The following is a 21,850-nucleotide window of genomic DNA, read 5'->3' as shown; positions in this document are numbered from 1 at the left end:
GTGTTGTGCCTACAGTTGATGCTTTTTATTCAAAAAGGGTTTATGTATGTTCAGATCGACAACATACATAAACCCTCTTCTATCAATAATTGTTATTATTGAATTGCCCTTTCTGCTTAAAAATTATTCAAGTGGCCTTTCGCCTATCCGTATTATATCATAGTTCTATTACTTTTGTAAGCTTATTCTGAATCCTGATTGTGTAAGTTTACTGTCGGAATAAATGGGTTAGAGTTTACCCTGGATGCTCAGATAAAGTATCTGACGAAGAATCTTATTCCAATTTTACTTCCACTCAAGGTGCAGAAATGCCCCTAAAATTTTATCTTTCATTCACTGTAATCCCTAATTTTTCAAAAAACACTGACATATTACAGTGACGACACAAAGAATGTCCATTTTCCATAATAAATTTCCATGTATCCTCATAGGTTCCTGAAACATAGAAATCTGCTTTATACAATAGTATCAGGAAATCTTCAGGGTGCTCACTATAGCGGTCTGCTATTTCAAATGCCAGCTCCTCCTTTTCCTCATCCGTCAAATCATCAGGAATGTCGTGCAACACATGCTCTATGTTTCTGGAAAAATAGTATATTTCATAAGGAAAACCTGCCACATCTGCCGAATGTGATAACTTATATACGATACTGCGTTTACTGATATTTCTCCGAATGAGACGATCCTTATTTTTCGCTGCAATATGCGTTTCATAATACTCTGTTTTTCCTGTATCTGACTGTTTAACCAGCGTACTTGGAACAAACGCGCCATCAGTATCTATAATGTGTACTACTTTGAGGATATCACTTTTTTTGATGAATAAATTTTTCTTCAAGTATGCCCCTATTGCTTTTTTAATCTGATCTTCAATATATTTCACGGTCATATCTTCATCAGCTGTAATGTCCGTGTGCAACACCTCAAATTTAATATCATGTCCTTTTATAATTTTTGAATAAATCAGCGCCAAAGTATCTTCATCTGTCGGCCCCTCTACAAGGAACAGGATTACTTTATCTGTCATGTGTTCCAACCCTTCCAGCTCTGCGCATTGCCAGTTCCATTTCGTATATGTTGGTTTCATTGTATAGTTTTTCTTTTTGACCGCCAAGTTTAATTGTTCGCAGATAAGATAATCTGGTATTCTGTGTGTTTTTAATATAAGCGGATTTAATATATCTGTTCTCTGGATTTACCGTTGTGTAAATCAGAAAATCATTCCCAAGCACTTCCAGAGGTCGCAGATTGTGAGATGTAAAAATCAACTGCCCCTTTGCCTTTTTTTGCATAATCTCTAGGCACTCACCTAAAAGGTATTCATAAATTCCAGAATCCAGTTCATCTACCACCAGGCAATAAGATTCCCGATTATAGCAGGCAACCAGGTTACTGCAGATAGAAATCAGCTTTTTTATCCCGGCAGATTCATACAAGAGAGGAATCCGCGCACATTCTCTTAACGTGATAACCTCAAACTGAACACCATCTTTCCCATTTTCCATGAGTTTGTCAAAAGCATTGTAGATTTCAAGCTGAATCTCTGGTATTAATGCTTTCATAACGATATTGATCTGCTCTATCGTATTTACTACATACGGATATATTTCTTTTGGAACAACATTGATATCTGTAAGCCGAAGCAAAATTCCGCTAATTTGAAATTTTACAGAATCCGGCCAGCCAATATTAATCGGTATCATATCGAGATTCAATGCCAAAAGTGCATAATGCTCATTTTCTATTACTGCCAGATCATACCTTCCATAGTTCTGTAGGATACTGCTAAAACGAAATATTTTTTCCGCATCGCCTTCTACTCGTGCGAACACTTCCTGTGCTTTCTTGGAGAACAAAAAGGAACCAACCTCCGGTTTTTGTTTTTCTTCGTTGAAATTTTCTGTTATCTGTTGTGCAATTCTCAGTGCAACCATGCTCTCCATATTCTTCTTATTCTCAAAGTAACTATAATATTTTCGTGGTTGGAAGAGGGCTGACTCTCCTTTTTGATAATCAAACACCGGTGTCAGTCTTGTCGTTTTTTCTTCTGAATACTCCTTCACGCTAAGTTTTTCTTTACTGATGCAAAAACTAGATTCCCCGTTCTTTAAAATTTCTACATCATATTCTGCGTAACTTCCACCAAAATCTGTCCTGATTTCAAAACAATACTTTATATGAGCCGTCTCACTTTGAGCGTTGATATAGTAATAAAAATGTGGAGAAATTCTTTTTCCGCTAAGCAAGCTCTTTAACAAAACCATGCAATCAACAACGACCGTTTTCCCTGAACCATTCTGACCGTAAATTCCCAGAATACTTCCTTTCCGGTTTTGGGAGATTTCTATTCTTCCATGCTTCACATTTTTTATATTATCAATTTCCATTGCGACAAGACGAACCACGTTCTGTTTCATATTCTGTCACCTGCCTTTCTACGTGCTACTATTATACGCTATTCTGCCCTAAAAGTCAATTTTTATTCAATGTTTGTTAATTTTTTTAACTTTATCAATGTTAAAATTAATATTAGTCTCAGATTACGGTAAACATCAAATCCTGTTCCCCGCAAAAAATAACGATACTAAAAAACGATCTGATTTCCTGCATTCATGCTATCTTTAAACATAAGTCATAAAATAAATACGGAAAAATTCGTTGCCTATTTTTTATTTCCAAAGCTCTCTTTGTTATTTCGTCAATAGCAAAGGAATTTTCTCATACACATTTTACCCTTTACGGGCAGATATATGATCGTTAACTTTTCTAGTGCTCTATACAGCACATACAGTCCTGACTATCCATTAACGCATACATGATTTCGCCCATGTAAACGCAAGCGATTATAGTCGATGAACGTTTCTCTCTTTAACTTATTTTATGTATTATATAAGAACCAGAATAGGAGAGAGACTTCGCTGCGGATATACTCCCAATGTTTTAAATGTTGTATAGTTACATTGGTACTTCCCCGGATCAGAGTTAAGAACTGATCATTCCATAAGGAATCAATTTACACTTTTTTGCTCTATAACCAGGAGAGTAGCGCGATTATGCTACAATCCGATTAATTGCGGGCATCTTCAAATGAGGACGACTGTTTAAGTTTGCCCTACCCGCACCCTTGAATGCCATTACCGCACCTATTGCACCTATTGCGGTTTGCAGTAATCCGACATTGTCTACAATTTTTAAAATAGATGTTCCAAGATCAATGAAGAATCCAAGAACGTTGGAGTCAACTGATCCAGACCAAAGATTCTCGAATGCTGCGCGTAATTGCTGCAGCTTTCCTTCAATGGAATCCAAATAGCGTTGATTTTCCTCTAAAGCAGATCCATCTGAGTTATTTGCAGTAGCAAGAGCTGACTCTGCTTGAGTCCAGTTGTTTAATAGCGCAGCTGCACCTTGCGCTCTCTGCTTACCCGCGATAAGCTCGAGTAATGCTCGTTATATTCCACAAGTTCATAACGCTTGTGAGTTGTTGATTTTTCAAAATAGTTTATGTTATCTGAATTTCTTCTATAATTCCTAAGTTTGCCATTTTATCAAAAAGTTCATATTCTATATCTTCACAAAAATAAGGAATCCGAATTAAATGAATTTTATTTTGTCGACAATATTGATTCTTAATTTGATCATGTTTAACAGTTATGGCAAAATTGTTTTTACCCTTCCAAACTTCGTCAAAGTGCTGCTTACCGTCATATTCTATACATGTGTTGTGCTTTGCTAAATAAAAATCAAATGAGAGTAATCTTTTATCTCTACAATCGGTAAATTTATATTGTTGTTTGTAGTCGTATCCCCATTTATCAAGTAAAAGCTTGATTGTTTTTTCACCCCTATAATAACGAGTGCATTCTGGGCAAGACACGCCATTATTTATCATAGAACCAGCACTCCCGTACCATTCATGTCCACATAACGCACATTTAAACTTGGCATTATTTTTCTGGCCACTATACTCTAAAACCATAACGTCCTTATTCTCTTGAGATACTCTATTCTGGTATTCTTTCAATGTTAGGAGATGATATTGAGCTAATTTTTCGATACCGCAATAATAACATCCTTTGCCATGTAAAATTTCTTGTATAGACTTAATTGTTACTATATTATGTATTTTACACTTACATTTAACTCTATCTGTCAGCTTACTATACTCATCTAATATATCTAAGGTTGGATTTCTTTTTTGAATCAAATCAGCAATGTACCATTTTGGTAAATTTTTTCCACTACAGTATTGACATCCTTTTATTTGACGTTTCATATTTGATTTGTTCATTGTTTGAATGCCTAAATTCTGATGCTTATTACAGATAAATTTAATTTTTACGACATGGTTTTCTATTATTGTGTCTATATAAGTAAAATCATGTGCTGCACACAATAACTGATCTTCTTGTTTGTTAATTGTAGCTTTCCGAGAAGCGATTGTTCTTTCTCTACCACAGTATTTACAACCTTGATTAGAATGATAAAATTTACTAAAAGAAATTTCTTGTTCTCCTTTTTCTGAATGTTTATTACATATATATCGAAGTTTCATATTCATACGGATATATTCATTTGATATTAATGTATATCCTCTTTTTTCAAATTCTTGCTTAACAAATTTATAAGTATATTTTGTTGTGGTCATATTATTATCACCCGTATATTATCTTTCTTAAATTAATTTTGAGCATAAAAAATCGCCAATAGCTGGAACAACTCTGGCGTTTTTGTATACTTATATGTAGTAACCCCATTAATATTTTTTAAAAAAGAAGGGAATATACCATGTTTTAATAAAAATATTTTTTCTGGTGTAAATTGTGTAAAGTATTCTTTATCAAATTTTTTCATATTAATCCTTTTTCTCATAAAAAAAATCAACAACTTCTTACACTTTCATGTAAGACTAGACTATTTTTTAACCACGCTTCATAAGAAGCAGCAGCCACACCATTTCGAGCACCTTTATGATTGCGCCCTACATTAAGGCTTTCGCCCCCGTGACGTACGGGTAGTCGTTTGACACATCCCTGTTCGGGACTTCGCGACCAAACTACCATTTTCTTTTTATATAAAAAAGACAAAATCTCTACTTAGGCTTTTGACCATATAGAATCTCTATCGTTGTTTTACTTTCGTTACATTCATACCAGCTTATTTCATCCGTATTGTAGTGATAGAGCTTTAGGTTTTACTGGTTTTAGATGTGTTTGCATTACGCACATTTCTGTACGTAGAGGCAAGTATTGTTTGCCTGATCTATATCATCAATCTGTTTCCATACTTTTGCGATACCTTGGAGGATCTCATATGTACTCTTGAATGACCGACCATTGTTAGTCATAATATCAAAGCCACCCTTACCATCTACATTAGTAAGTGCAGCCACCTGTTCACGAAGTTTCGAAGTGGAATCAGCCATTCCATCGGTTGATTCTCCAGCTGCTTCGATATCTGTCTTTGCACCCCTTAATCTTAAGCTAAGCATCTTAAGGGTCGTACCTGCGATAGCAGGATCCTGCAAGACTTCGTTCATTGCTGTAAGCATTGCAACCGATTCTTCAAATGTATTATTACCAGCAGCGAGAGCGGAAGATGACCGCTTAAGGCCTTCACCTATGCCACTTGAACTGATTGCAAAAGTATTACCTACTTCATTAAGCACATCAATGACATGCATTGATTTCGCAGCCGCAATGTCATATGCTTTTGTAATGCTTACAATATCTTCAGTTGCTGTATTTATATCTATGCCATCTCCAACATTCTTGTAGATAGCAGTGTTTTTAGCCAGTTCAGCGCTTTCATCTAAGGCATAACCAAGACGGGAATAATCTGCTGTACTGGTGATAATATCTTTTGTTGTAGCTCCGACTTCAACCGCTGTCTCCCCAGCAGCTTTTTGGAAGTTTGCATAACTTAAGGCTGTCTCGTCAGTAACCTTTTTCAGTTCTGTCATTGCTGTATTAACATCTACAACAGCAGTAATGCCCTTCCGAGCAAATTGGAAAACTTTTTCCATGGCTTCTGAAGCAATCCGGTATCGTGTTAATTCTGCAAATTTACCTTTGATAGAATTGACAAACTGCTGCCCTTGAGAAATATATGCTTTTTCAGATTTGGTTACAGTTCTGACACTGTTATCCAGCATATCAATGTTCGCGGCCATCTGTTTTATAGAACCGTCTTTTGTGACTTCCTCATAAATTAACTGACGGCCATCATTTTTAAGATCTTTATAATTGATCTTTGAACCAGTTGCTTTGGCACGTGTCTCGATTAGCTCTTTAGTCTTTGCTATAGCTACGTCAATATCCTTGGTATTACCAAGATCACCTAAATAGGTGCCCTTAGAAGACATTTTTGGCTTTAATTCCTGGTTAATGTCCGCTAATTCTTTTTTGAATTTATGGGCATTATTGATAGCATCCTCATCTATGAATCCGTTAAATTTTTCTTTCTGATCAATAATGTCAGCATAGATTTTCTTCGCGTCCTTAATTTTATCTGGATTAACAAGATCAGGGCCTTGATCTATGATCTTTTTAGCTTGAGTTTCAGCATCACCCAGCATATCAAGGTACTGTTTCCTTGCATCTTCATAGATGGCTTTCCTGCGTTCTTCTCCGCCCTTTTTATTAAAGTTTGGATCATTTTTCAGTTGCTTCTGCAACTCACGTCGTTCAGCTTGAACCCTATCGAATGACAGTTTTTCTTCCTGAGTGCGTGTACCATTTTTGATCCAATCAGTTAGATATTTTTTCTCTTTGGTCAGTAGCGAGTCATATTTGGATGCGGCTTTATTGGCCTTCGCGTCTTCCTGATTTAACCTTGTGCGTTCTTCAGCCATATGAGCAAGCTTATCGTCGGCCTCAGATACTAAAGATACAAATGATTTCATTTCTCCATTCAGATCTGACATACTGCTCATACCAGACGCTGTGAACGTAGAATTCAAGATTTTTTGTGCCGATTTTAACGGAGCAAGTTCATCTTCAGAAATTCCCATACCACGATAGCGTTTTAATGAAGCCTCTATTTGTTTGTTATAAGTATCTAAGAAATGTTTAGATTCTTTAGTTAAAGCATCTATTCCGGTAGCGGCATACTGGAGATTACTTAACCCTTCGAAATTAATTCCCTTCAGATTTTGTAACTCAGTTAAATCAATTTTTGCCAGTTCTTTTAGACCTTCAACTAAATTAGTAAAAGATTTCTGATTAACGTGTAAACCATTAAAACCATGTAGATCTACTTTTGTTAGACCCACAAGCTGAGATAAATCAACGGTTGCTAGGTCTTTTATCCCTGTAATCAGCGTCTCAAAAGATTTTTTATTTACCTTTAAACCACTTAAGGTATCAAATTTTATTTTGCTTAATGCTTTTAACGCATCAACATTCTCAGGAGTGAAAGAAGTGGCATCCCCTAATATGCCTTTAAATATTGACTTGACGCTTGTTTTTACCTTATTAAAATTAGTGCCTAATTTACTAACAGCGTCTGTAATGCTATTAATAGACTGTAGAAGAGGAGATAGTTCTGCACCTTCACCAACATCTGCAATCACTGCTTTCATAGAGAGTAAATTATTATTAATATTTTCTATAAGTGGGACGATAGATTTAAAAGTTTCCGCGAATCCAGCGTCTATATTACTTTGCTGACCCATGCCAGCTTTCATTTCTGTAATTTGCCTTTTATAATCCTCTAATTGGTCTTCAGCAGCCCCGAGCTGTTCAGACATTGACTGTCCGTACTCTACAGAAAAATCTAACCTACTCCGCAATCTTGTAACTGTATCAGCTAAATCCCTGGCTTCCTGTTCAGCTCTCGCAAAATCCTGAGCAAGTGCATCGTATTCTTCACCAGAATGAGCGGTTGTCATTTTAACTCTAAGTTCATCCATGGTACTTCCCATAGACTGCAGTTCGGCTTGTAAATGTTCAATTTCGGCAGAAGCCTTCTGAGTGTACCCACTATTTAACACTTCAGGTAATTCCGTAAAACTAGACTTCAGTTTTTCTATAATAGGTGGGAGAGCAGTAGCGCTTTGCTTGGCTACATTTTGCAACATGTCAGTTGATTGTTCACCCAGGCGACGGGACAAGTTTTCAAAATGTCCCATGAATCCTTCTATATCATCTATTCCAAGATCCAGGTTGAGTCCTCTCTGCCCACCCACTTTCTGAATATCGGATACAACAGTCAGAAGTTCGTTGACAGCCTTTGTGTAATCATAGATTCTTGCAATATTGATACCTTCTGTGGGATCCTCAATGTTAAATTCAAGTGACTTTACACGAGAGTATGCACCTTCGTAATAAGATTGCAATTCCTGTGAGGCTTCTTCTGAATTCCTTTTAAAACTTTTCTTTCCAGTATAATTTTTTCTTAAGGTTTCAGCTGTACGAGATATAGTTGCCTGCTCGAAGTCAGATTTTATTTGCTCTGCTGATTTTTTACAGATAGCTTCTGCCTGTTTAAGTTCTTTTGTTAAGGTACTAAGATCTAAGCTTAATTGCAGCTCATTAGTGTCGCCATCCTGTATCTTCTTAAGAGCATCCTCAAGATTGGTTTGTAAAACCTTCCCGTTGATATCAAGTTCGCATTTGATTTTTGCTCTGTGAGCTTCGAGAGCTTTTAATCTTTTCTCGGCCTGATCTATCGAAGTCGTATCTGAATCAAAACGTATCAGTACACGTCTATTTTCCATATTTATTTCTCACCACCTTGTATTGTGTAAATTATTTTCCAGAAATCTTATCTGCAATAGCATTTACCTGTTCTAAGATATCCGCAGATTGATTTCCGTTTCCTCCGTGCCCACCCGCTAAGTTGCTAGCATAGATATCTTCTAGCGGTACGCCATGCTTCTCATATGCTGGTGGATTTTCAAAAACTACACCAACAGTAATTGACATATGGTTTTTATCACGGGTATCCTTATGCTCGTATTCTTTATATGCCTGTTTAAACATCCCGGTTCTGTCGTAATATTTCCCTTCAGGCACTGAGTAGTAGTCGTTCATTGCTTCTTTGGTGGCTCGCGCCAACGCACGCTTGGCTTTATCAGCCCGATTTTCTAATTCTCTACGTACAATTTCCTGAACCTGAGCCTGTAAAGACTTCTGTGCCATTTAATATCACTCTCCACCAATTATCTCTAATATCACGGAAAGAGTATCAGGGCTTATATCTCTCATAAACCTTTTAACACCTTCTACGCACCTAAATGCTATTCCATCAGCACTATTCCGAACCTTCATAGCGTCCTCGAGAGCAAGATCAAAATACTTCATGCATACGTGATAATCATCGCCCTTCAGCTGGATCTGATTTAAAATGCCGCTTTCTATTACACGATCATAATCTTCTATGGTTGTACATGTTAGTCCCATATACAGATTCATAATCAAAATTTCCTTAGTTATCATTGCAGCAACCTGATTATATGTAGCTATAATCTGACTGTCTTCATCAATAAGACTTATTACTAGGTCTCGTATAGCATCCAGCTTTTCTGCAGTTGGTATAAAGTACCGTATATTTAAAGATTCAACATCTCCGTTATATGTGTCAAAAAACTCCGTAACTGTCATATTATTCTTTCTCCTTTTGTTCTTTTTTCTTATCCCGTCTAAGCTTCTGTAAATCCTTATACTCAATCCATCCGGTTGCTTTCGTATGAAATAACCAGATAAAGTTTAAGTCTGGATAAACATAATGCATCATCTTCTTTTTAATCTTGGCATCCGCTGTTGGCTGCCCTTTAATGTCTATAACTAAAATAGAGCCATCATCATATGTCAGTGTAAAATCACTGATATAATCAATCGCTCTAATGGTTTCACCTTTATATTTGAATGAAGGCTGAAGCTTATAACGTTTTTGAAGTTCAGCTTTCACAATTGTTCCATCCCGTAATCCTGGTATAACGACCTGTTCATAATATTGTTTCTCTAATTTACTATCAAAGACTATCGGCACGCCTGTTATGTAATCATTGCAAGTACGGTCTGCTTTCCCTTTGGCAGTAGTATTAACTCCGAACTTACTGCGCGTTCTGGCCATTTAAGTCACTCTTCCTTGCAAGCCACATGTCATATAGCTCATGCATTTTTTTACTCTTCTTAAATACCATACATAGAGGTCGTTTTATGTTATAACTGGGATCGTATAAAATATCTATCAGTTCGGTTTCGCAACCATTTTGAAAATAAAAACTCCATTGTGCTACATCCGTAAGATATAGCACAGAATCAGGGTTGTATGTTTGTCCTGTAATCCTACTTGTAATGAACATCCTTTTATTCCTTTCTGCTCAAAAAAATAGGGGAAAATATATAACTGTTCAAGTGATATATTTTCCCCTTTCATAAATTAATTGTTTTCAATCACTTTTTTAGTTTTTGATTTGCGAGGTCTATATGTGACCTCCGGCTCTGGTTCTAGCATTGCAGGCTGAATATCCATGATAGCAGCTATCTGTCTTTTGATCAGATCGGTAGCTTTATCACCTATCACAGAAAGATCGCATGATAATAAAATCTGTCTTGCCTGTTCATCTGAATACTCCTTCGTGGAATGTCTCTGAAGTGTATCCATGATTTTCCTGCAATTCTCATCATGCACCATTACACGCCAAAGCTCACGACGACCATCTGCCCCAATGTGGTTATCACATGAGGGGCAGTAGTAGTAAGCTTTACCGCATATTTTACATATTCTATTTGTGTGCATTAGAGTGTAAGATTACTCCTCATCCGGAATGATGATACGGAAGAGTCTCTTTTCTCTATCACAGTAGTCCTGCATAGCCTTGATTGTAAACGGATGTGTGCCTTCTGTAGTAAATGTAATATCTACGTTACTATCCAGTTTAGCGTTCATGAATTCAATGTACGCGTGGATAAGCTTAGACGTATCACAAATATCCACACCAAGGACCTCAGCACGGAATACACCTGCCCTTGGGAATTCTGTAGCTTTGTTTTCAACCATAACGCCACTTGCGGCTTCATAGTCGTACTGAACAAAGATAACTGCACCTGGTTTTACAGATGTCGGAAGAGTAATCTCCTGAGCACCATCCGCATGTACGAAATCAGTTTCATTTGCTTCCGTACCATTTTTGTAATGTGCAGTGATAGAACCATCAGAGTTAATTTCACTGATGCTCATGATCTGACCGATAGGCTGACGTTTCAGATTAATTGTTGCTCCAGTAACTTCGATTTCTTCAAATTCGAAAGCAGTAATCTTAGATTCGTCACTACCATATTTCTTCTCAGTACCAGCCTGAGCTGCATACAGACCAAGGTCAAATACAGAGTTTTCAGCAGAGAATTCTGCATTCTTAGCTCTTTCGAAAGACATGATTGTTGCACCAGTTGCATCAACTGCGTTCTGTTCCTCTGTTGACATCGTCAGCTGCGGATTCGTCATCTGGCTAACAGACCACATGAAAGATCCATCTGTCTTTGAAGTCATTACACCGCGTAGGAAACGGTCAATAATAAAATTGTTAATGTCATGTTTAACAGCCATCTTTTTTACCTCCTGTAAATTTGCGCAATAAAAAAGGCATACTATGCCCCCGTATTAAAATCACGCATCCAATTTAATTCTTTTTTATCTATCTTGCTCGTATCAATCATACCGCTGTAGCATCCTTGCAATAGGGCGGTGGAAGACTTAATAATTTGGACTCTATTAACACTGTCCATAAAAGCATACACTGGAAGTTTCCTGATTCCATCTAAGTCATACTTGAATTCTGAGCAATTTACTAAAGAAGAGATCAATGGCACTAATGTACTTTTGTTTGATTCTTCTTTCAGTTTCTGTAATTTTCGTCTATCTTCTTCAATTAGAATTTCCCTAACTACCCTACTACCAGCTCTTTCTACCTTGGGCTTAATACCATGAATCTTCCGTACAGCAGATGCTATTTTTAAATAATCATTTTCATCTAAAAATACATCACCGTTTTCGGTTTGCTGATATAAGATACATTCATCGGTCTCTGGCAGTGTATATGGAACGAATTTAGTAAAATCCAAACTTCCAAACAATACTTGTGTTTTACTGACTGTAAGTGTCTGAGATAACACAAGCATACAAAACAGCTCGTAGTCGCTGATGTCCTCCCAGCAAATTCCCATATCCCACAACTGAGACTTCATATCTGAGGGGATAAGCGAGAATGTATGGATCGTCCCAAAGTAGGCGTTCTCTCCGAGTTCAACTATATCTCCGACCGTAGGATGATGTAGAATGATGTGCTCATTAATTTGGTAATCATCACCAAAATAGAGTTTTAACTCATTCTCTAAATAATTCATACCTATTCGTACGTACCCCTTGAACAGGAGAGTTCGGAGCCATAGCAGTGAAAGTGATAGTACGTGTACTATAATGAGCTTCGGATAGTCCCGGAACATTAGACGTTTCTACAATCTGTGTACCGAGCATATTAGAGTAGTTAAAAATATCACGAATTAGATAAGCTAAAAGATCATGGCGTGATGCGCCATATGGTGTTTTAATATCATCTTCATGGCAAAACACCATAAAGATATATTTCTGTTGTTTCATGTATTCGTTTGAGTAACTCAAACGCTCTTGCTTCATATCGAAACAGATAAAATTTTTCACTTTATCAGTTGTTCCAGGAATGCGTAAGAAATCAAAGATATTGACATCGCAATAAGAATCAGGTTCTTCCGGATCTAGTTCAGGATTATGTAGCGCCTCGATAACATCAGGATCACTGTACAATTTTTCTTTGATTAAACGACTTGCTGTGATAACATCATCATCAATTTTCTGTATGTCGCGAATCATAGCCCTATCACCTCGATCTGTACTGTGTCTTTCAGAACTTGTCTATAAAATAGATTAAGCTTAAACACCTTCCCTATGAGATCATAATTCTTACTTATCTTAATCTTGCAATAACCGTCTTGCATAATAGAAGAGTAGTCTTCATCATCTAAGTCTTCTACAGTCCAAGTAATTGCATCTTTATCTATTTCACATTTTGATTCCACTGAGAAAGTTTTGTATGAACCACCAACTTTTACTGTCGGAGCCGTACTGTATTTAATAGTCATGTGCTGATGCGATACTATGTCATTCTGATTTTCAGGCGTGATATTTGACTTATGGTAATCAGCTATCATCAGTTCTTTATTATCTGTATTTTCGTTAAATACGTCTTGCTTTAAAGTAACGATTGTTATACCACGAGGAGAAAGATCTTCTATTTTAGAGACTTCCCAAGCTGTTGGATTTATTTGATTGTCGCTAATCAACATTCTGATGTTATATGTAATGGTTTGGGTAAGCGGTAGAGTAGGAACTATGAATTGAGTTTGATTTTCTGGGGAAGTGGAGTAGTACGAAATGTTATCTTATACTTTCGCATAAGTTCCGACCATATCTTCACCATATGATAAATCACTTAGGTGCTCTCCATTTCAGGATAATATCCCTATGCCTTACTATGTAAGGACTTACTGGCCTGTGAGCCTTTCTCTTTTCGAGACTTGGTTGCTGATCATCCAATCTTATTCATTTTTAGCATTCACGCCTAAGCATATTTCATCTTTACGTTGTAGCTGAATAAGCTCTAAGGACCTCCCAGCAGTTAAGAGAGATTCACTGTGTCGTTTCCAAAAAACACAGTGGACTACTGCATAATCAGTCCACAACCCACTGTTGTAGCTTAACTTTTTCCTTAATACTCCTAAGCATTCATGCACTATGCCGTCTGCTATCCACTTAAAAGTCCAATTACATTTCAGTATGTTGTACTTGACAAACTGTGGCTCATCACTTCTCCCAACAATAAGCCATCTGTTGTATGCACCAGTGTCATCTGGCACGTCTATATATTTACCGATTTGAGTATGTACACCCGGTTTGAACTGTAAATGATAATCTACTGCATCTTTTGAAATAGAATAGTAGGTGTATGTAATATACTTTGCTTCAATAGGCTTACCGTCTAAATAACAAATACGGTAAGCTATATCACGATCGAATGTCTGCTCCATAATAGTGTCTGATTGTTTCTTCAATGCTTCGCCTACATGTTTCCCCTGACTACCGACCCTACGCCTATACAATTCCAGCACTGTATTTCTCCTGCATTCTCTGTAACGTAGAACAGCTATCCAGGACAGCTTTCCTATATAGTTGGAAATCTTTTTCTGTTCGGATAGCTTCTAAAACAGAAATAACAGTAATTAGTTCAGGGGAATCTTGAGTAAGAGTTGTTAAGCCGGTAAGGCGAAGCAAGATATTAGATAGATGTTCATCTAAGGTTGGAACATCGTTCTCTTTATATGGAAGCAGTTTGAAGACTTGTCCTATAAGATTTTTCAGGTTGTCGTAAATTAACTTATCTGGAATATCTTCATATGATAGATTCATAATTCTTATACTCCTTCCTGTTTAGCAGACCAAATTTTATTCTGATAAGCATAATCACGCATTAACTTCTGTGCTCGCAGAAAACTTTTCCGCTGCAATTCCATTAATTTTGTAAGAGTATTGGCCTGACTGAAAAATTTTTCTTCTTTCCCTCCAAAGAACTGTGAAGTATACAACTCTGAGTTCATTTGAGGTTCTAGCCATTCGACAACCATGAGTAAAGAAAGGATTTCAATTTCTTGATCGTTTAAATCAATATCAAACACCTGTATATCCTCATTCCTGAGAGATAGGTCATTTTCACACCTTCTGAATTTAGAAATGGCACTATTAAGCCATCCAACCATCATTTGATTTACATCATCATCGGTAAGATCTAGTATTTTAAAATCGGTAATTTTTTGCGTAAAACGCTCAAATATTCTCTTGTATGATGTCATAAAGCATCACATCCTTATGAAATCAGTGTAATAAAATCTGTACCAAAGATTTCATCGGCTGCCTTGATCTTCTGGATACTATCAAAGGTACCATTGTCGATACGCGTAGCAATCTCAATTTTTACTGCATTTTGCATTCCCGTTGGGAGAGATTTAAGGGTTTTCTTAAAACTTGCAAGAGACAGTCTAAGGATTGCATCCAGATCTTCATTCTCATACATAGATTCATAGAGTGCTTTCACATCTTTCCATCTAACATCTTCAAGCAGATCTTCATCTTCAATAATGAAGAGAGGAGAGTAGATATACTGAGAACGAGCTGACTTAAGTGCATATAAATCCTGATACTCTACTTCTGTAATATCACCATAAGCGGACCAGCGATAAAGTAATCCACTCTTTTTACCAGGGAGCAACAATTCACCCTGAGTAATACTTCTAACCTGGATCATATCGCTTGCTTCAAATTTTTTAGCAATTTTCTTTGGTTCTGTTTTTTCTACTGTAGCTACCGGTTCTTCTACAACAGGAGCAGCAGTTTTAATTGCATTTGTTTTTGTAGGCATTTTCGTTTATCTCCTTTTATTCCTAGATAAAAGACCTCCGTCGGAGAGACAGAGGTCTTATACATTGTTAATTTTTAATTAAGCTGTGATTGTCCACATACCAAACTTACGTCCGATAACTGTAGCAACACCCATCTTCATCTGATACTCGAACTCATATGTCATATCCATATTTACGTCTTTATCAGTGATGTCTCTAACCTGAGCATCACCCTCATTAAAGATTTTAATGAACTTGTTGTCTGCTACAGGCATGATCAGAAGCTTGTTATTATCTACAAGTTTCGTAGTAGTATCATTTGGAGCAAATGACTGTGGAATTTCTACGAGGCGAATGCCTTCCCAGATGCCAAGACGACCTGTAGTATTTCTTTCCTCTTTCATGCCGTTAGAAATCCACTGTGTGTCAGTTAAAGCACTCAGCTTAGATAGAGCAGTTTTAGTACCCATAATAACAGCCTCTGTACCATTAGCCGTCTGCACATCTTCAACAAGCTCGATCAGTGTATCTTTTACAAGTGCGCCTGTTTTTGTAAACTGACTTGTAGGAAGTACTTTATTACCAGCACTCATAACTGCTGCGTAAACCATGTCGTTTACTTTCTTATCAAATGCTTCGTAGATCTTTCTAATGAAAGTTGCCCAGTCTATACGACCAGCCATAAACAGTTCATGCTCTGTATAGATTTTACATTTCTATTTAACACTTCAATATTATTCTTCTACTAACTCCCATGTTAATTTTTCACCGGTTATGGGATGTTTACCGGCGCTTTTTAATCTACCCTTAATACATGAAGATATACTGCCCCTGTTTACGTTATATTTGTCAGAAGCGTACTTTATACAATTAAATATTTCATTCAGTTGAGGGCAATATACTTTAAGTGCTCTTGGATTGTTTTCTCCGGACGTTGCTTCGCTTAGTTTTATTCGACTTGCTTCAGATCTGTTTTCACGAGAATGCGCTATGCTTAATTTTTGATGATCGAATTGTTACCAGTCAAAATTAATCCAGTATTCTCTTTCATCTTGAGAAAGTAAGTTATATTCATCTAAATACATATATTCATGTTTCTGACGACACCAAGAGATCATTGTTATAGGAACAACTTGTGCACTATTGGCGGCTTCATGTACGAAATTATAAATCTTACCATCTTTTAATCTTATCACTGGTTTACCAATAGAAGTATTTTCTCCTCCTGTGGTCAAGTTATATCCTTGTTCATGTGATAAAGTGTGGTAAGCTTTTATATAATAACATTCACGCTCACTAAGTTTTTTCCCTATCGCACAGTTCAATAATATAAAAAGAGAAATTATTTTCTCCATATTTCACCCAAGCAGCTTGCAAATACTGATTTACGTGTGTATTATGATTTAAGCGTGTCTTGTGATCGCTCCATCTTCTTTTTATGTCAGAAGACATACCTATGTATTTCCTTTTATCCTGTATATTTTCAATACAGTAAATACCACATAATTTTTCTTTCATGAACTTCCTTTATATTTTTATTTATTGAAGAATAATATTAAATTCGGACGCTACTCCGTGTTGGCTTAAAGCCCTTCAACTTTCGTTAAAGATTAGACTATATCTTCATCTGTTATCTACAGATGCGCACCACTTCGATTTACCGACCGCTTGTAAATCTACTCTCTTACGAGATAGTCGTTGAACGTTCCTCTATTAAAGGCTTCGCTGCTGATTACCTATTTTTGAGCAAAATAAAAGCACCTTATTTCAGGTGGTTTATTCTTTCGTAGCACTTAGGGTTTAACCATATGCCATCTAATTACTTTTTTCTGCTTTCGCCACATTCGCGTTTGAGTTTCTTTCATCTCTACGTTGTAGTGTAATTAGCTTTAAGGTTTTCCAGCAATTCAATGCGTTATTATTTCAAACATTTCACAATGTTAGGGAGCTAAAAGTTAACCCCATACCAAGATGTCTTAACTCTAAAAGACTGTCCTTCATTGAGTTTTTGGCGGATTATATCATGGTGATTTCCACTAAGTTCAGACACTGTCAGGATAATATCATCAATAGTGTAGAACTCATTTGTATCACCTGTTGCTGCTGATTTAATTTCAACATAATCATTGAAGAACGGATCAGATCCCCATCCACTTACCAGTAGATTCTCAACTGTTTCCTCAATTACTTCATAAATATCAATCTTATGTCTCCGGATTGCTTTGCGAATTTCCTTACGTGAACTTGATGGATCAATCTCCAATAGTTCAAAGAAAATCTCTCTAATTGTCTCATCGGCTTCAGTTTTATCCATTTTAGCCTGACCAAGACCTGCATCGAACATAAGCTGAGAGAACTCATCGTAGGATTTCTCTGCAAATACTTTTTTTGTGTTATCACTTGAAAAATTCATTAATTTTGCCATAGTCTCTCCCCTCCTTATGCACCAATTTTTAATCTCTTATTTTCTACTGTTACAGCTTTGCCCTTTTCAGGCGTACCTTCGAATCCTTCTGCGGAAAGCTCGAAGATGTCATCCTTGTAAAGTTCATAAGCTCTTACGGTGTCGCCAGTAGCATTATAGAAGTTGCTTTCATGCTGCATAGATTTTGTGTATTCCTCGTAGATAAGCGGTACATTAAGCAGCAGAAGAGCATCACCCGGCTCTGTAACCTCTACATACCAATTGCCATTAGCAGCCTTATCAAGAATTACACCGGCAAAACCTGTACTGTCTTTTGCCTTATATACTTCTGGTGCTACATAGTCACCTTTTGCAACAAGTGTTCCGTTATCAAGATCTTCATCAATCTTAATGTTAAAAATATGTCCAGCTACTGTAGCTTTCAGCTTTGAGCTACCAGCAACCGCATGTTTTGTAAACTGAATAAAATTAGTTGTCATTTCACGTTCTCCTTTCAGAGCAATAAAAAAGATCGGCTGAACCGATCTCTAAGCTCTAGGTTTTTTATTTTTTCTTTCTTAATGTTTTGTATGGAATATTGGAATCATCATCGTCTGTGTGAGAAGCTCCAATTCTAATAGAGCGTCTGCTAGATGCTGCAAACGTACTAGTAGACGATTTGATATAATTAAGAAGCATCTGGTCACACTGAGATACAACTTCTTCATACGTTAAATTGTCTAAGCTCTCTACAAGATTGTTGAATTCCTCAGTATCACGGATTAAATCATAGCTTTCATTAGAGATAACTTCGTTCTTTTTCTGAGTTTCTTCTTCTTGCACGTAAGCGTCAAGGCGAGATGATACATCTTCATAATTAGACTTAAGCTCTTTTAGCTGATTACTCTCTTCTTCTGTGAGATATGTAGCATAAACCTCTATGCGATCTCCTGTAAGAGTATAGGCCGTATCTTCAGTAGTGTAAGACTGTCTGTATGCCCGATTATTCCACCAGTCAATCATAATAACATAATCATCATATACTTTTACAGAATAGTAAGCATTGTCCTGTTCAGAATAACTCTCGTTAACTAAAACTTCCAATGCACGAATCTTTTCATCTAATGAAATATCAATAGAATATGTTTTGCCATTAATTTCAATAGAACATCTTTTTTTCTTTTTGAAATCTTCGGTGTCTTTCGGGTCTTCCGGATCTGGATCTTTAGCAAACAGTTCTTCGAACTTAGTTTCCAATTCTTCATCTGACATATTTTCATAGTCAAAATCTAAATCATCAACAGTTTTATTATACTTCTCTAATAATTCTTCTAACTTCACCGAATCCTTGCCTCCTTTCTCCTGAAACTGTGTATTAAGATTGGATAATTTATTATTAATTTCCTCCAACAGCTTAATCATTGTATTATTCTCTTCGGCAGCAAACATGCTATTCTTATCAGCGCTGAATTCTTCAATAGAAGTAATATCTGCACGGCTACCTTGCATACCTTCTTTTACATGCTCACCAAGCAACGTAACCCCATTAAAATAAAAGTCTGTTAAATTAAGGACTTTCTGTTTAACATCGTATGACATTTCATTAATACACAATTCACAGCTGACCTTGGTTCCGTTCTTACGTTCCAAGATTTCTGCTGTTTTAGTATAATCAGTAGGGATAGCAGCATATGCAATTACATACGTTTTATCTGCTTCTTCGTCATACTCTAAGAAAGGTTCGTCAGCCGTAAACGCACCAACCTGTCCTTCTTCATAATCAACAGTTCCATCTTCATTGATGGTCATGTTATGAGAGTCGAAGTCAAATTCACCGGCCTCATTTTCTTTAATATAAGCTAATACAGGGCGGTATTTTAATGTAGGCATAGCGCTCATCATGTGTTCTTCTGAAATATGTGAGCCATTGCGATTTGTATCAATATGACATACCTTAAACTTAAGGAACATCAAACCGTCTTCTATTTTGATTGAATCAAAATGTGCGAGGTCACTATCCTGAACTGCAATCTGGAAGCCTGCATCTTTAGCGCTAAAAGTTGCATTAGAAGAGAAGTGTGTTAAGTAGAAAGAGTATAGGTCCTGTAAGGTCAATGCTTTTCTATTCAACGTTCCACCTCCATTGGTTATTTGTTATAACGCTATACGTATAACTTATCGGTATAGTGTATATTCTTTTTTGTATCTTGAGAAAAGAGTTCCTGATTAGAATTCATAAAAGTAAAAGTGTTATCTGAGTAACTAACCAAGATAAAACCTTTAGATATCAATTCATCTGCAGCCCTTTTATCCATTGTAATAATAAATTTTTTCTGTTTCATAAAATCCTTTTATTTTCCTTCCTTGGTGGTGAGATTCTTTTCACCATCCCGTGTTTTCATACCTTCATCAGTCAAATCACTGTCATCGGTAAGAGGACGACCACCTTTATCATCACCGCTTTGTGTATAACTTGTATCAAGAGGCTTCCAAATGCCATCCTTAAACCCAAGGGCATTTTCCATAACAGTAGAACACAACATTTCATACGGAGTTTGCCCAATCGCGGTAGCCAAGTCGATAGCTACAGGGAGGCCAAGAGTCGCGACATCTTTTAAGGTGTTGATGTATTCTTTTTCAGAAAAGTAAGTAACTCTGTGGAATTTAAACATGAATTGATCAGAATAGTTTGCTTTAATATAAGCATTCATCCAACTGTTGAGTCTATCTACATATCTCAATGCCAGCGACTCATCGTTTTGGATGCTGTACTTGAGACCGGCACTATTTGTTGAGCTTCCGGATGACACAACAAGCTTAGAAATACCAAGATTTGAAAATAAATTGTTCATAGATTGCGATAACTTATCTGTGTCATCTGTAGTATTAGACTTGTTAAAATTGACTACTTCCAGTTCGCATGGAGAATAAGCAGTTCCCACTAAATCAGGAACAACTTCATCAATCATGGATTGTATAAATTCTACCAACTCCAGTGACACGGCAAAATCATCAACTTCGCCGGTATTAGGGATTAGAGGTATCTTACTAAGTAATAAGACATAATTTTCCAGCTCAGTTTTTGACGCTAGAATTTGTTCTAAATCCAGTAAATCTAGTAAGCTAATGAATACTGGTAAAAAATATGGTAATGGCATATCTGGATCATCATCAGTTAGCAAACATAAAGTTTTTTCAAATGGCAATTCAACCCACATAAAATCTCGGCCGTTTAATTTATAATCATTGTATCCTTTTACAAATACATCATCCCATATACCGTCTGTATTTCCATTTACGCCTTCAATGTACTCTATGTTATTACCTTGATCAAAAAATGATACGTTAAATGAAAAAATGTATTCTCCATCCTCAGTAATACCAGATACCTTACAATAACGTGGGTCTAGTCCATATAAGAAGAAGCCATCTCCATCGTTGTCATACACGAAACCAAAATATGCTCCATCTCTTAAAGCAGTCCCAATTACAATAGAGAACTCTTTACGCATGTTGATTCCCTGTAATTTTTTAGTAATGTCATTATACTGTTTCAAAAACTTACTCTGGTTAATACTTTTATTGTAATCAGATTTGTATATCACGTTGTAAGTAAATAATGGCATCTGGGCAAAATAAGAGATTATCTTTTTATAAATCATCGAATTCCGCATCAGGAATCTTGAAACTTCTCTGATGTTATCAATGTTGCTGTACGGATTTCTAAGATATTGTTTAATTAAATCCTTCGTATACTGAGTGAACGTTTTCGTTTTAGCTCTGGATACATTCTGGAGCATAATTTCTTTTAATTTACTGTAATTGATTGTGCGACGGTCTTGTGATGTATTAACCTGCACAGTTTTTTTATCCAAACACGATCACTCCTTTCTTAATATAAAAATGAATATCCTATCCTATAAGGTCTCTTGACTGATACTTATTTTGCGGTAATAAGGGCTGGATATTATTTGCGGTCGATATGGGGAGAGTGTCCGTTTAGCCGCCTATTTTT

25 protein-coding genes are annotated in these 21,850 nt (G+C 36.5%); all 25 read right to left on the bottom strand.

Annotated features, from left to right (window positions below):
* Positions 1-322: 322 nt before the first annotated feature.
* A complete protein-coding gene (locus tag AC6I2O_RS15995; RefSeq protein WP_497743253.1) occupies positions 323-973 on the bottom strand; it encodes an HIT family protein in 651 nt (216 codons plus the stop codon).
* 43 nt (positions 974-1,016) lie between these two features.
* The gene (locus AC6I2O_RS15990) at positions 1,017-2,417 is read right to left on the bottom strand and encodes an AAA family ATPase (protein WP_497743252.1); all 1,401 of its coding nucleotides are present in this window, start codon (positions 2,415-2,417) and stop codon (positions 1,017-1,019) included.
* 634 nt (positions 2,418-3,051) lie between these two features.
* On the bottom strand, positions 3,052-3,309 hold the full coding sequence (locus AC6I2O_RS15985; RefSeq protein WP_497743251.1) for a hypothetical protein: 258 nt from the start codon (positions 3,307-3,309) through the stop codon (positions 3,052-3,054).
* Positions 3,310-3,502: 193 nt separating this feature from the next.
* Positions 3,503-4,648, bottom strand: a complete 1,146-nt coding sequence (locus tag AC6I2O_RS15980) for a hypothetical protein (protein WP_497743250.1) — start codon at positions 4,646-4,648, stop codon at positions 3,503-3,505.
* Positions 4,649-4,680: 32 nt separating this feature from the next.
* A complete protein-coding gene (locus AC6I2O_RS15975; protein ID WP_497743249.1) occupies positions 4,681-4,854 on the bottom strand; it encodes a hypothetical protein in 174 nt (57 codons plus the stop codon).
* Positions 4,855-5,218: 364 nt separating this feature from the next.
* Entirely contained in the window at positions 5,219-8,719 is a 3,501-nt protein-coding gene (locus AC6I2O_RS15970) for a phage tail tape measure protein (RefSeq protein ID WP_497743248.1), read from the bottom strand.
* A gap of 31 nt (positions 8,720-8,750) precedes the next feature.
* On the bottom strand, positions 8,751-9,143 hold the full coding sequence (locus AC6I2O_RS15965) for a hypothetical protein (RefSeq protein WP_497743247.1): 393 nt from the start codon (positions 9,141-9,143) through the stop codon (positions 8,751-8,753).
* Positions 9,144-9,149: 6 nt separating this feature from the next.
* The gene (locus AC6I2O_RS15960; RefSeq protein WP_497743246.1) at positions 9,150-9,605 is read right to left on the bottom strand and encodes a hypothetical protein; all 456 of its coding nucleotides are present in this window, start codon (positions 9,603-9,605) and stop codon (positions 9,150-9,152) included.
* A 1-nt stretch (position 9,606) separates the two neighbouring features.
* A complete protein-coding gene (locus tag AC6I2O_RS15955; RefSeq protein WP_497743245.1) occupies positions 9,607-10,077 on the bottom strand; it encodes a DUF1064 domain-containing protein in 471 nt (156 codons plus the stop codon).
* 309 nt (positions 10,078-10,386) lie between these two features.
* Positions 10,387-10,611 carry a hypothetical protein gene (locus AC6I2O_RS15950; RefSeq protein WP_497743244.1) on the bottom strand — a complete coding sequence of 75 codons (225 nt, stop codon included), beginning with the start codon at positions 10,609-10,611 and terminating at the stop codon, positions 10,387-10,389.
* Positions 10,612-10,758: 147 nt separating this feature from the next.
* On the bottom strand, positions 10,759-11,553 hold the full coding sequence (locus AC6I2O_RS15945; RefSeq protein ID WP_497743243.1) for a YomU family phage tail tube protein: 795 nt from the start codon (positions 11,551-11,553) through the stop codon (positions 10,759-10,761).
* Between the two features lie 41 nt (positions 11,554-11,594).
* The gene (locus AC6I2O_RS15940) at positions 11,595-12,350 is read right to left on the bottom strand and encodes a hypothetical protein (RefSeq protein ID WP_497743242.1); all 756 of its coding nucleotides are present in this window, start codon (positions 12,348-12,350) and stop codon (positions 11,595-11,597) included.
* A complete protein-coding gene (locus AC6I2O_RS15935) occupies positions 12,331-12,852 on the bottom strand; it encodes a YomW family phage-derived protein (protein WP_497743241.1) in 522 nt (173 codons plus the stop codon). The genes AC6I2O_RS15940 and AC6I2O_RS15935 overlap by 20 nt, the downstream gene beginning before the upstream one ends.
* Positions 12,849-13,325 carry a hypothetical protein gene (locus AC6I2O_RS15930; protein ID WP_497743240.1) on the bottom strand — a complete coding sequence of 159 codons (477 nt, stop codon included), beginning with the start codon at positions 13,323-13,325 and terminating at the stop codon, positions 12,849-12,851. Before AC6I2O_RS15930 ends, AC6I2O_RS15935 begins: the two co-directional genes overlap by 4 nt.
* A 252-nt stretch (positions 13,326-13,577) precedes the next feature.
* The gene (locus AC6I2O_RS15925) at positions 13,578-14,147 is read right to left on the bottom strand and encodes a hypothetical protein (RefSeq protein WP_497743239.1); all 570 of its coding nucleotides are present in this window, start codon (positions 14,145-14,147) and stop codon (positions 13,578-13,580) included.
* On the bottom strand, positions 14,131-14,445 hold the full coding sequence (locus AC6I2O_RS15920) for a hypothetical protein (protein ID WP_497743238.1): 315 nt from the start codon (positions 14,443-14,445) through the stop codon (positions 14,131-14,133). The genes AC6I2O_RS15925 and AC6I2O_RS15920 overlap by 17 nt, the downstream gene beginning before the upstream one ends.
* Before the next feature lie 5 nt (positions 14,446-14,450).
* Positions 14,451-14,885: a hypothetical protein gene (locus tag AC6I2O_RS15915; protein ID WP_497743237.1), complete on the bottom strand. Its 435-nt coding sequence runs from the start codon at positions 14,883-14,885 to the stop codon at positions 14,451-14,453.
* A 14-nt stretch (positions 14,886-14,899) separates the two neighbouring features.
* Positions 14,900-15,451, bottom strand: a complete 552-nt coding sequence (locus AC6I2O_RS15910; protein ID WP_497743236.1) for a hypothetical protein — start codon at positions 15,449-15,451, stop codon at positions 14,900-14,902.
* Positions 15,452-15,529: 78 nt separating this feature from the next.
* Positions 15,530-16,138 carry a YonB family capsid-like protein gene (locus AC6I2O_RS15905; protein ID WP_497743351.1) on the bottom strand — a complete coding sequence of 203 codons (609 nt, stop codon included), beginning with the start codon at positions 16,136-16,138 and terminating at the stop codon, positions 15,530-15,532.
* A 309-nt stretch (positions 16,139-16,447) separates the two neighbouring features.
* Entirely contained in the window at positions 16,448-16,786 is a 339-nt protein-coding gene (locus AC6I2O_RS15900) for a hypothetical protein (RefSeq protein ID WP_497743235.1), read from the bottom strand.
* Entirely contained in the window at positions 16,728-16,883 is a 156-nt protein-coding gene (locus tag AC6I2O_RS15895) for a GIY-YIG nuclease family protein (protein WP_497743350.1), read from the bottom strand. Before AC6I2O_RS15895 ends, AC6I2O_RS15900 begins: the two co-directional genes overlap by 59 nt.
* A gap of 496 nt (positions 16,884-17,379) precedes the next feature.
* The gene (locus AC6I2O_RS15890) at positions 17,380-17,856 is read right to left on the bottom strand and encodes a YonB family capsid-like protein (protein WP_497743234.1); all 477 of its coding nucleotides are present in this window, start codon (positions 17,854-17,856) and stop codon (positions 17,380-17,382) included.
* A gap of 14 nt (positions 17,857-17,870) precedes the next feature.
* Entirely contained in the window at positions 17,871-18,335 is a 465-nt protein-coding gene (locus tag AC6I2O_RS15885) for a hypothetical protein (RefSeq protein ID WP_497743233.1), read from the bottom strand.
* A gap of 64 nt (positions 18,336-18,399) precedes the next feature.
* Positions 18,400-19,965 carry a hypothetical protein gene (locus AC6I2O_RS15880; protein ID WP_497743232.1) on the bottom strand — a complete coding sequence of 522 codons (1,566 nt, stop codon included), beginning with the start codon at positions 19,963-19,965 and terminating at the stop codon, positions 18,400-18,402.
* A 221-nt stretch (positions 19,966-20,186) separates the two neighbouring features.
* Positions 20,187-21,710 (bottom strand): hypothetical protein, encoded by a 1,524-nt coding sequence (locus tag AC6I2O_RS15875; protein WP_497743231.1) that lies wholly within the window; start codon positions 21,708-21,710, stop codon positions 20,187-20,189.
* Positions 21,711-21,850: the final 140 nt, after the last annotated feature.

The sequence above is a fragment of the Blautia sp. St.27G3 genome (assembly GCF_059728505.1).
This window is presented reverse-complemented; position numbering and strand designations above follow the sequence as displayed.

Bases quoted from the DNA above. Each gene is read 5' to 3' on its own strand.
- AC6I2O_RS15990 (WP_497743252.1), bottom strand. From the start codon at position 2,417: ATGAAACAGAACGTGGTTCGTCTTGTCGCAATGGAAATTGATAATATA.
- AC6I2O_RS15980 (WP_497743250.1), bottom strand. From the start codon at position 4,648: ATGACCACAACAAAATATACTTATAAATTTGTTAAGCAAGAATTTGAA.
- AC6I2O_RS15975 (WP_497743249.1), bottom strand. From the start codon at position 4,854: ATGAAAAAATTTGATAAAGAATACTTTACACAATTTACACCAGAAAAA.
- AC6I2O_RS15970 (WP_497743248.1), bottom strand. From the start codon at position 8,719: ATGGAAAATAGACGTGTACTGATACGTTTTGATTCAGATACGACTTCG.
- AC6I2O_RS15965 (WP_497743247.1), bottom strand. From the start codon at position 9,143: ATGGCACAGAAGTCTTTACAGGCTCAGGTTCAGGAAATTGTACGTAGA.
- AC6I2O_RS15960 (WP_497743246.1), bottom strand. From the start codon at position 9,605: ATGACAGTTACGGAGTTTTTTGACACATATAACGGAGATGTTGAATCT.
- AC6I2O_RS15955 (WP_497743245.1), bottom strand. From the start codon at position 10,077: ATGGCCAGAACGCGCAGTAAGTTCGGAGTTAATACTACTGCCAAAGGG.
- AC6I2O_RS15950 (WP_497743244.1), bottom strand. From the start codon at position 10,611: ATGGATACACTTCAGAGACATTCCACGAAGGAGTATTCAGATGAACAG.
- AC6I2O_RS15945 (WP_497743243.1), bottom strand. From the start codon at position 11,553: ATGGCTGTTAAACATGACATTAACAATTTTATTATTGACCGTTTCCTA.
- AC6I2O_RS15940 (WP_497743242.1), bottom strand. From the start codon at position 12,350: ATGAATTATTTAGAGAATGAGTTAAAACTCTATTTTGGTGATGATTAC.
- AC6I2O_RS15935 (WP_497743241.1), bottom strand. From the start codon at position 12,852: ATGATTCGCGACATACAGAAAATTGATGATGATGTTATCACAGCAAGT.
- AC6I2O_RS15930 (WP_497743240.1), bottom strand. From the start codon at position 13,325: ATGTTGATTAGCGACAATCAAATAAATCCAACAGCTTGGGAAGTCTCT.
- AC6I2O_RS15920 (WP_497743238.1), bottom strand. From the start codon at position 14,445: ATGAATCTATCATATGAAGATATTCCAGATAAGTTAATTTACGACAAC.
- AC6I2O_RS15915 (WP_497743237.1), bottom strand. From the start codon at position 14,885: ATGACATCATACAAGAGAATATTTGAGCGTTTTACGCAAAAAATTACC.
- AC6I2O_RS15910 (WP_497743236.1), bottom strand. From the start codon at position 15,451: ATGCCTACAAAAACAAATGCAATTAAAACTGCTGCTCCTGTTGTAGAA.
- AC6I2O_RS15900 (WP_497743235.1), bottom strand. From the start codon at position 16,786: ATGGAGAAAATAATTTCTCTTTTTATATTATTGAACTGTGCGATAGGG.
- AC6I2O_RS15895 (WP_497743350.1), bottom strand. From the start codon at position 16,883: ATGTCTTCTGACATAAAAAGAAGATGGAGCGATCACAAGACACGCTTA.
- AC6I2O_RS15890 (WP_497743234.1), bottom strand. From the start codon at position 17,856: ATGGCAAAATTAATGAATTTTTCAAGTGATAACACAAAAAAAGTATTT.
- AC6I2O_RS15885 (WP_497743233.1), bottom strand. From the start codon at position 18,335: ATGACAACTAATTTTATTCAGTTTACAAAACATGCGGTTGCTGGTAGC.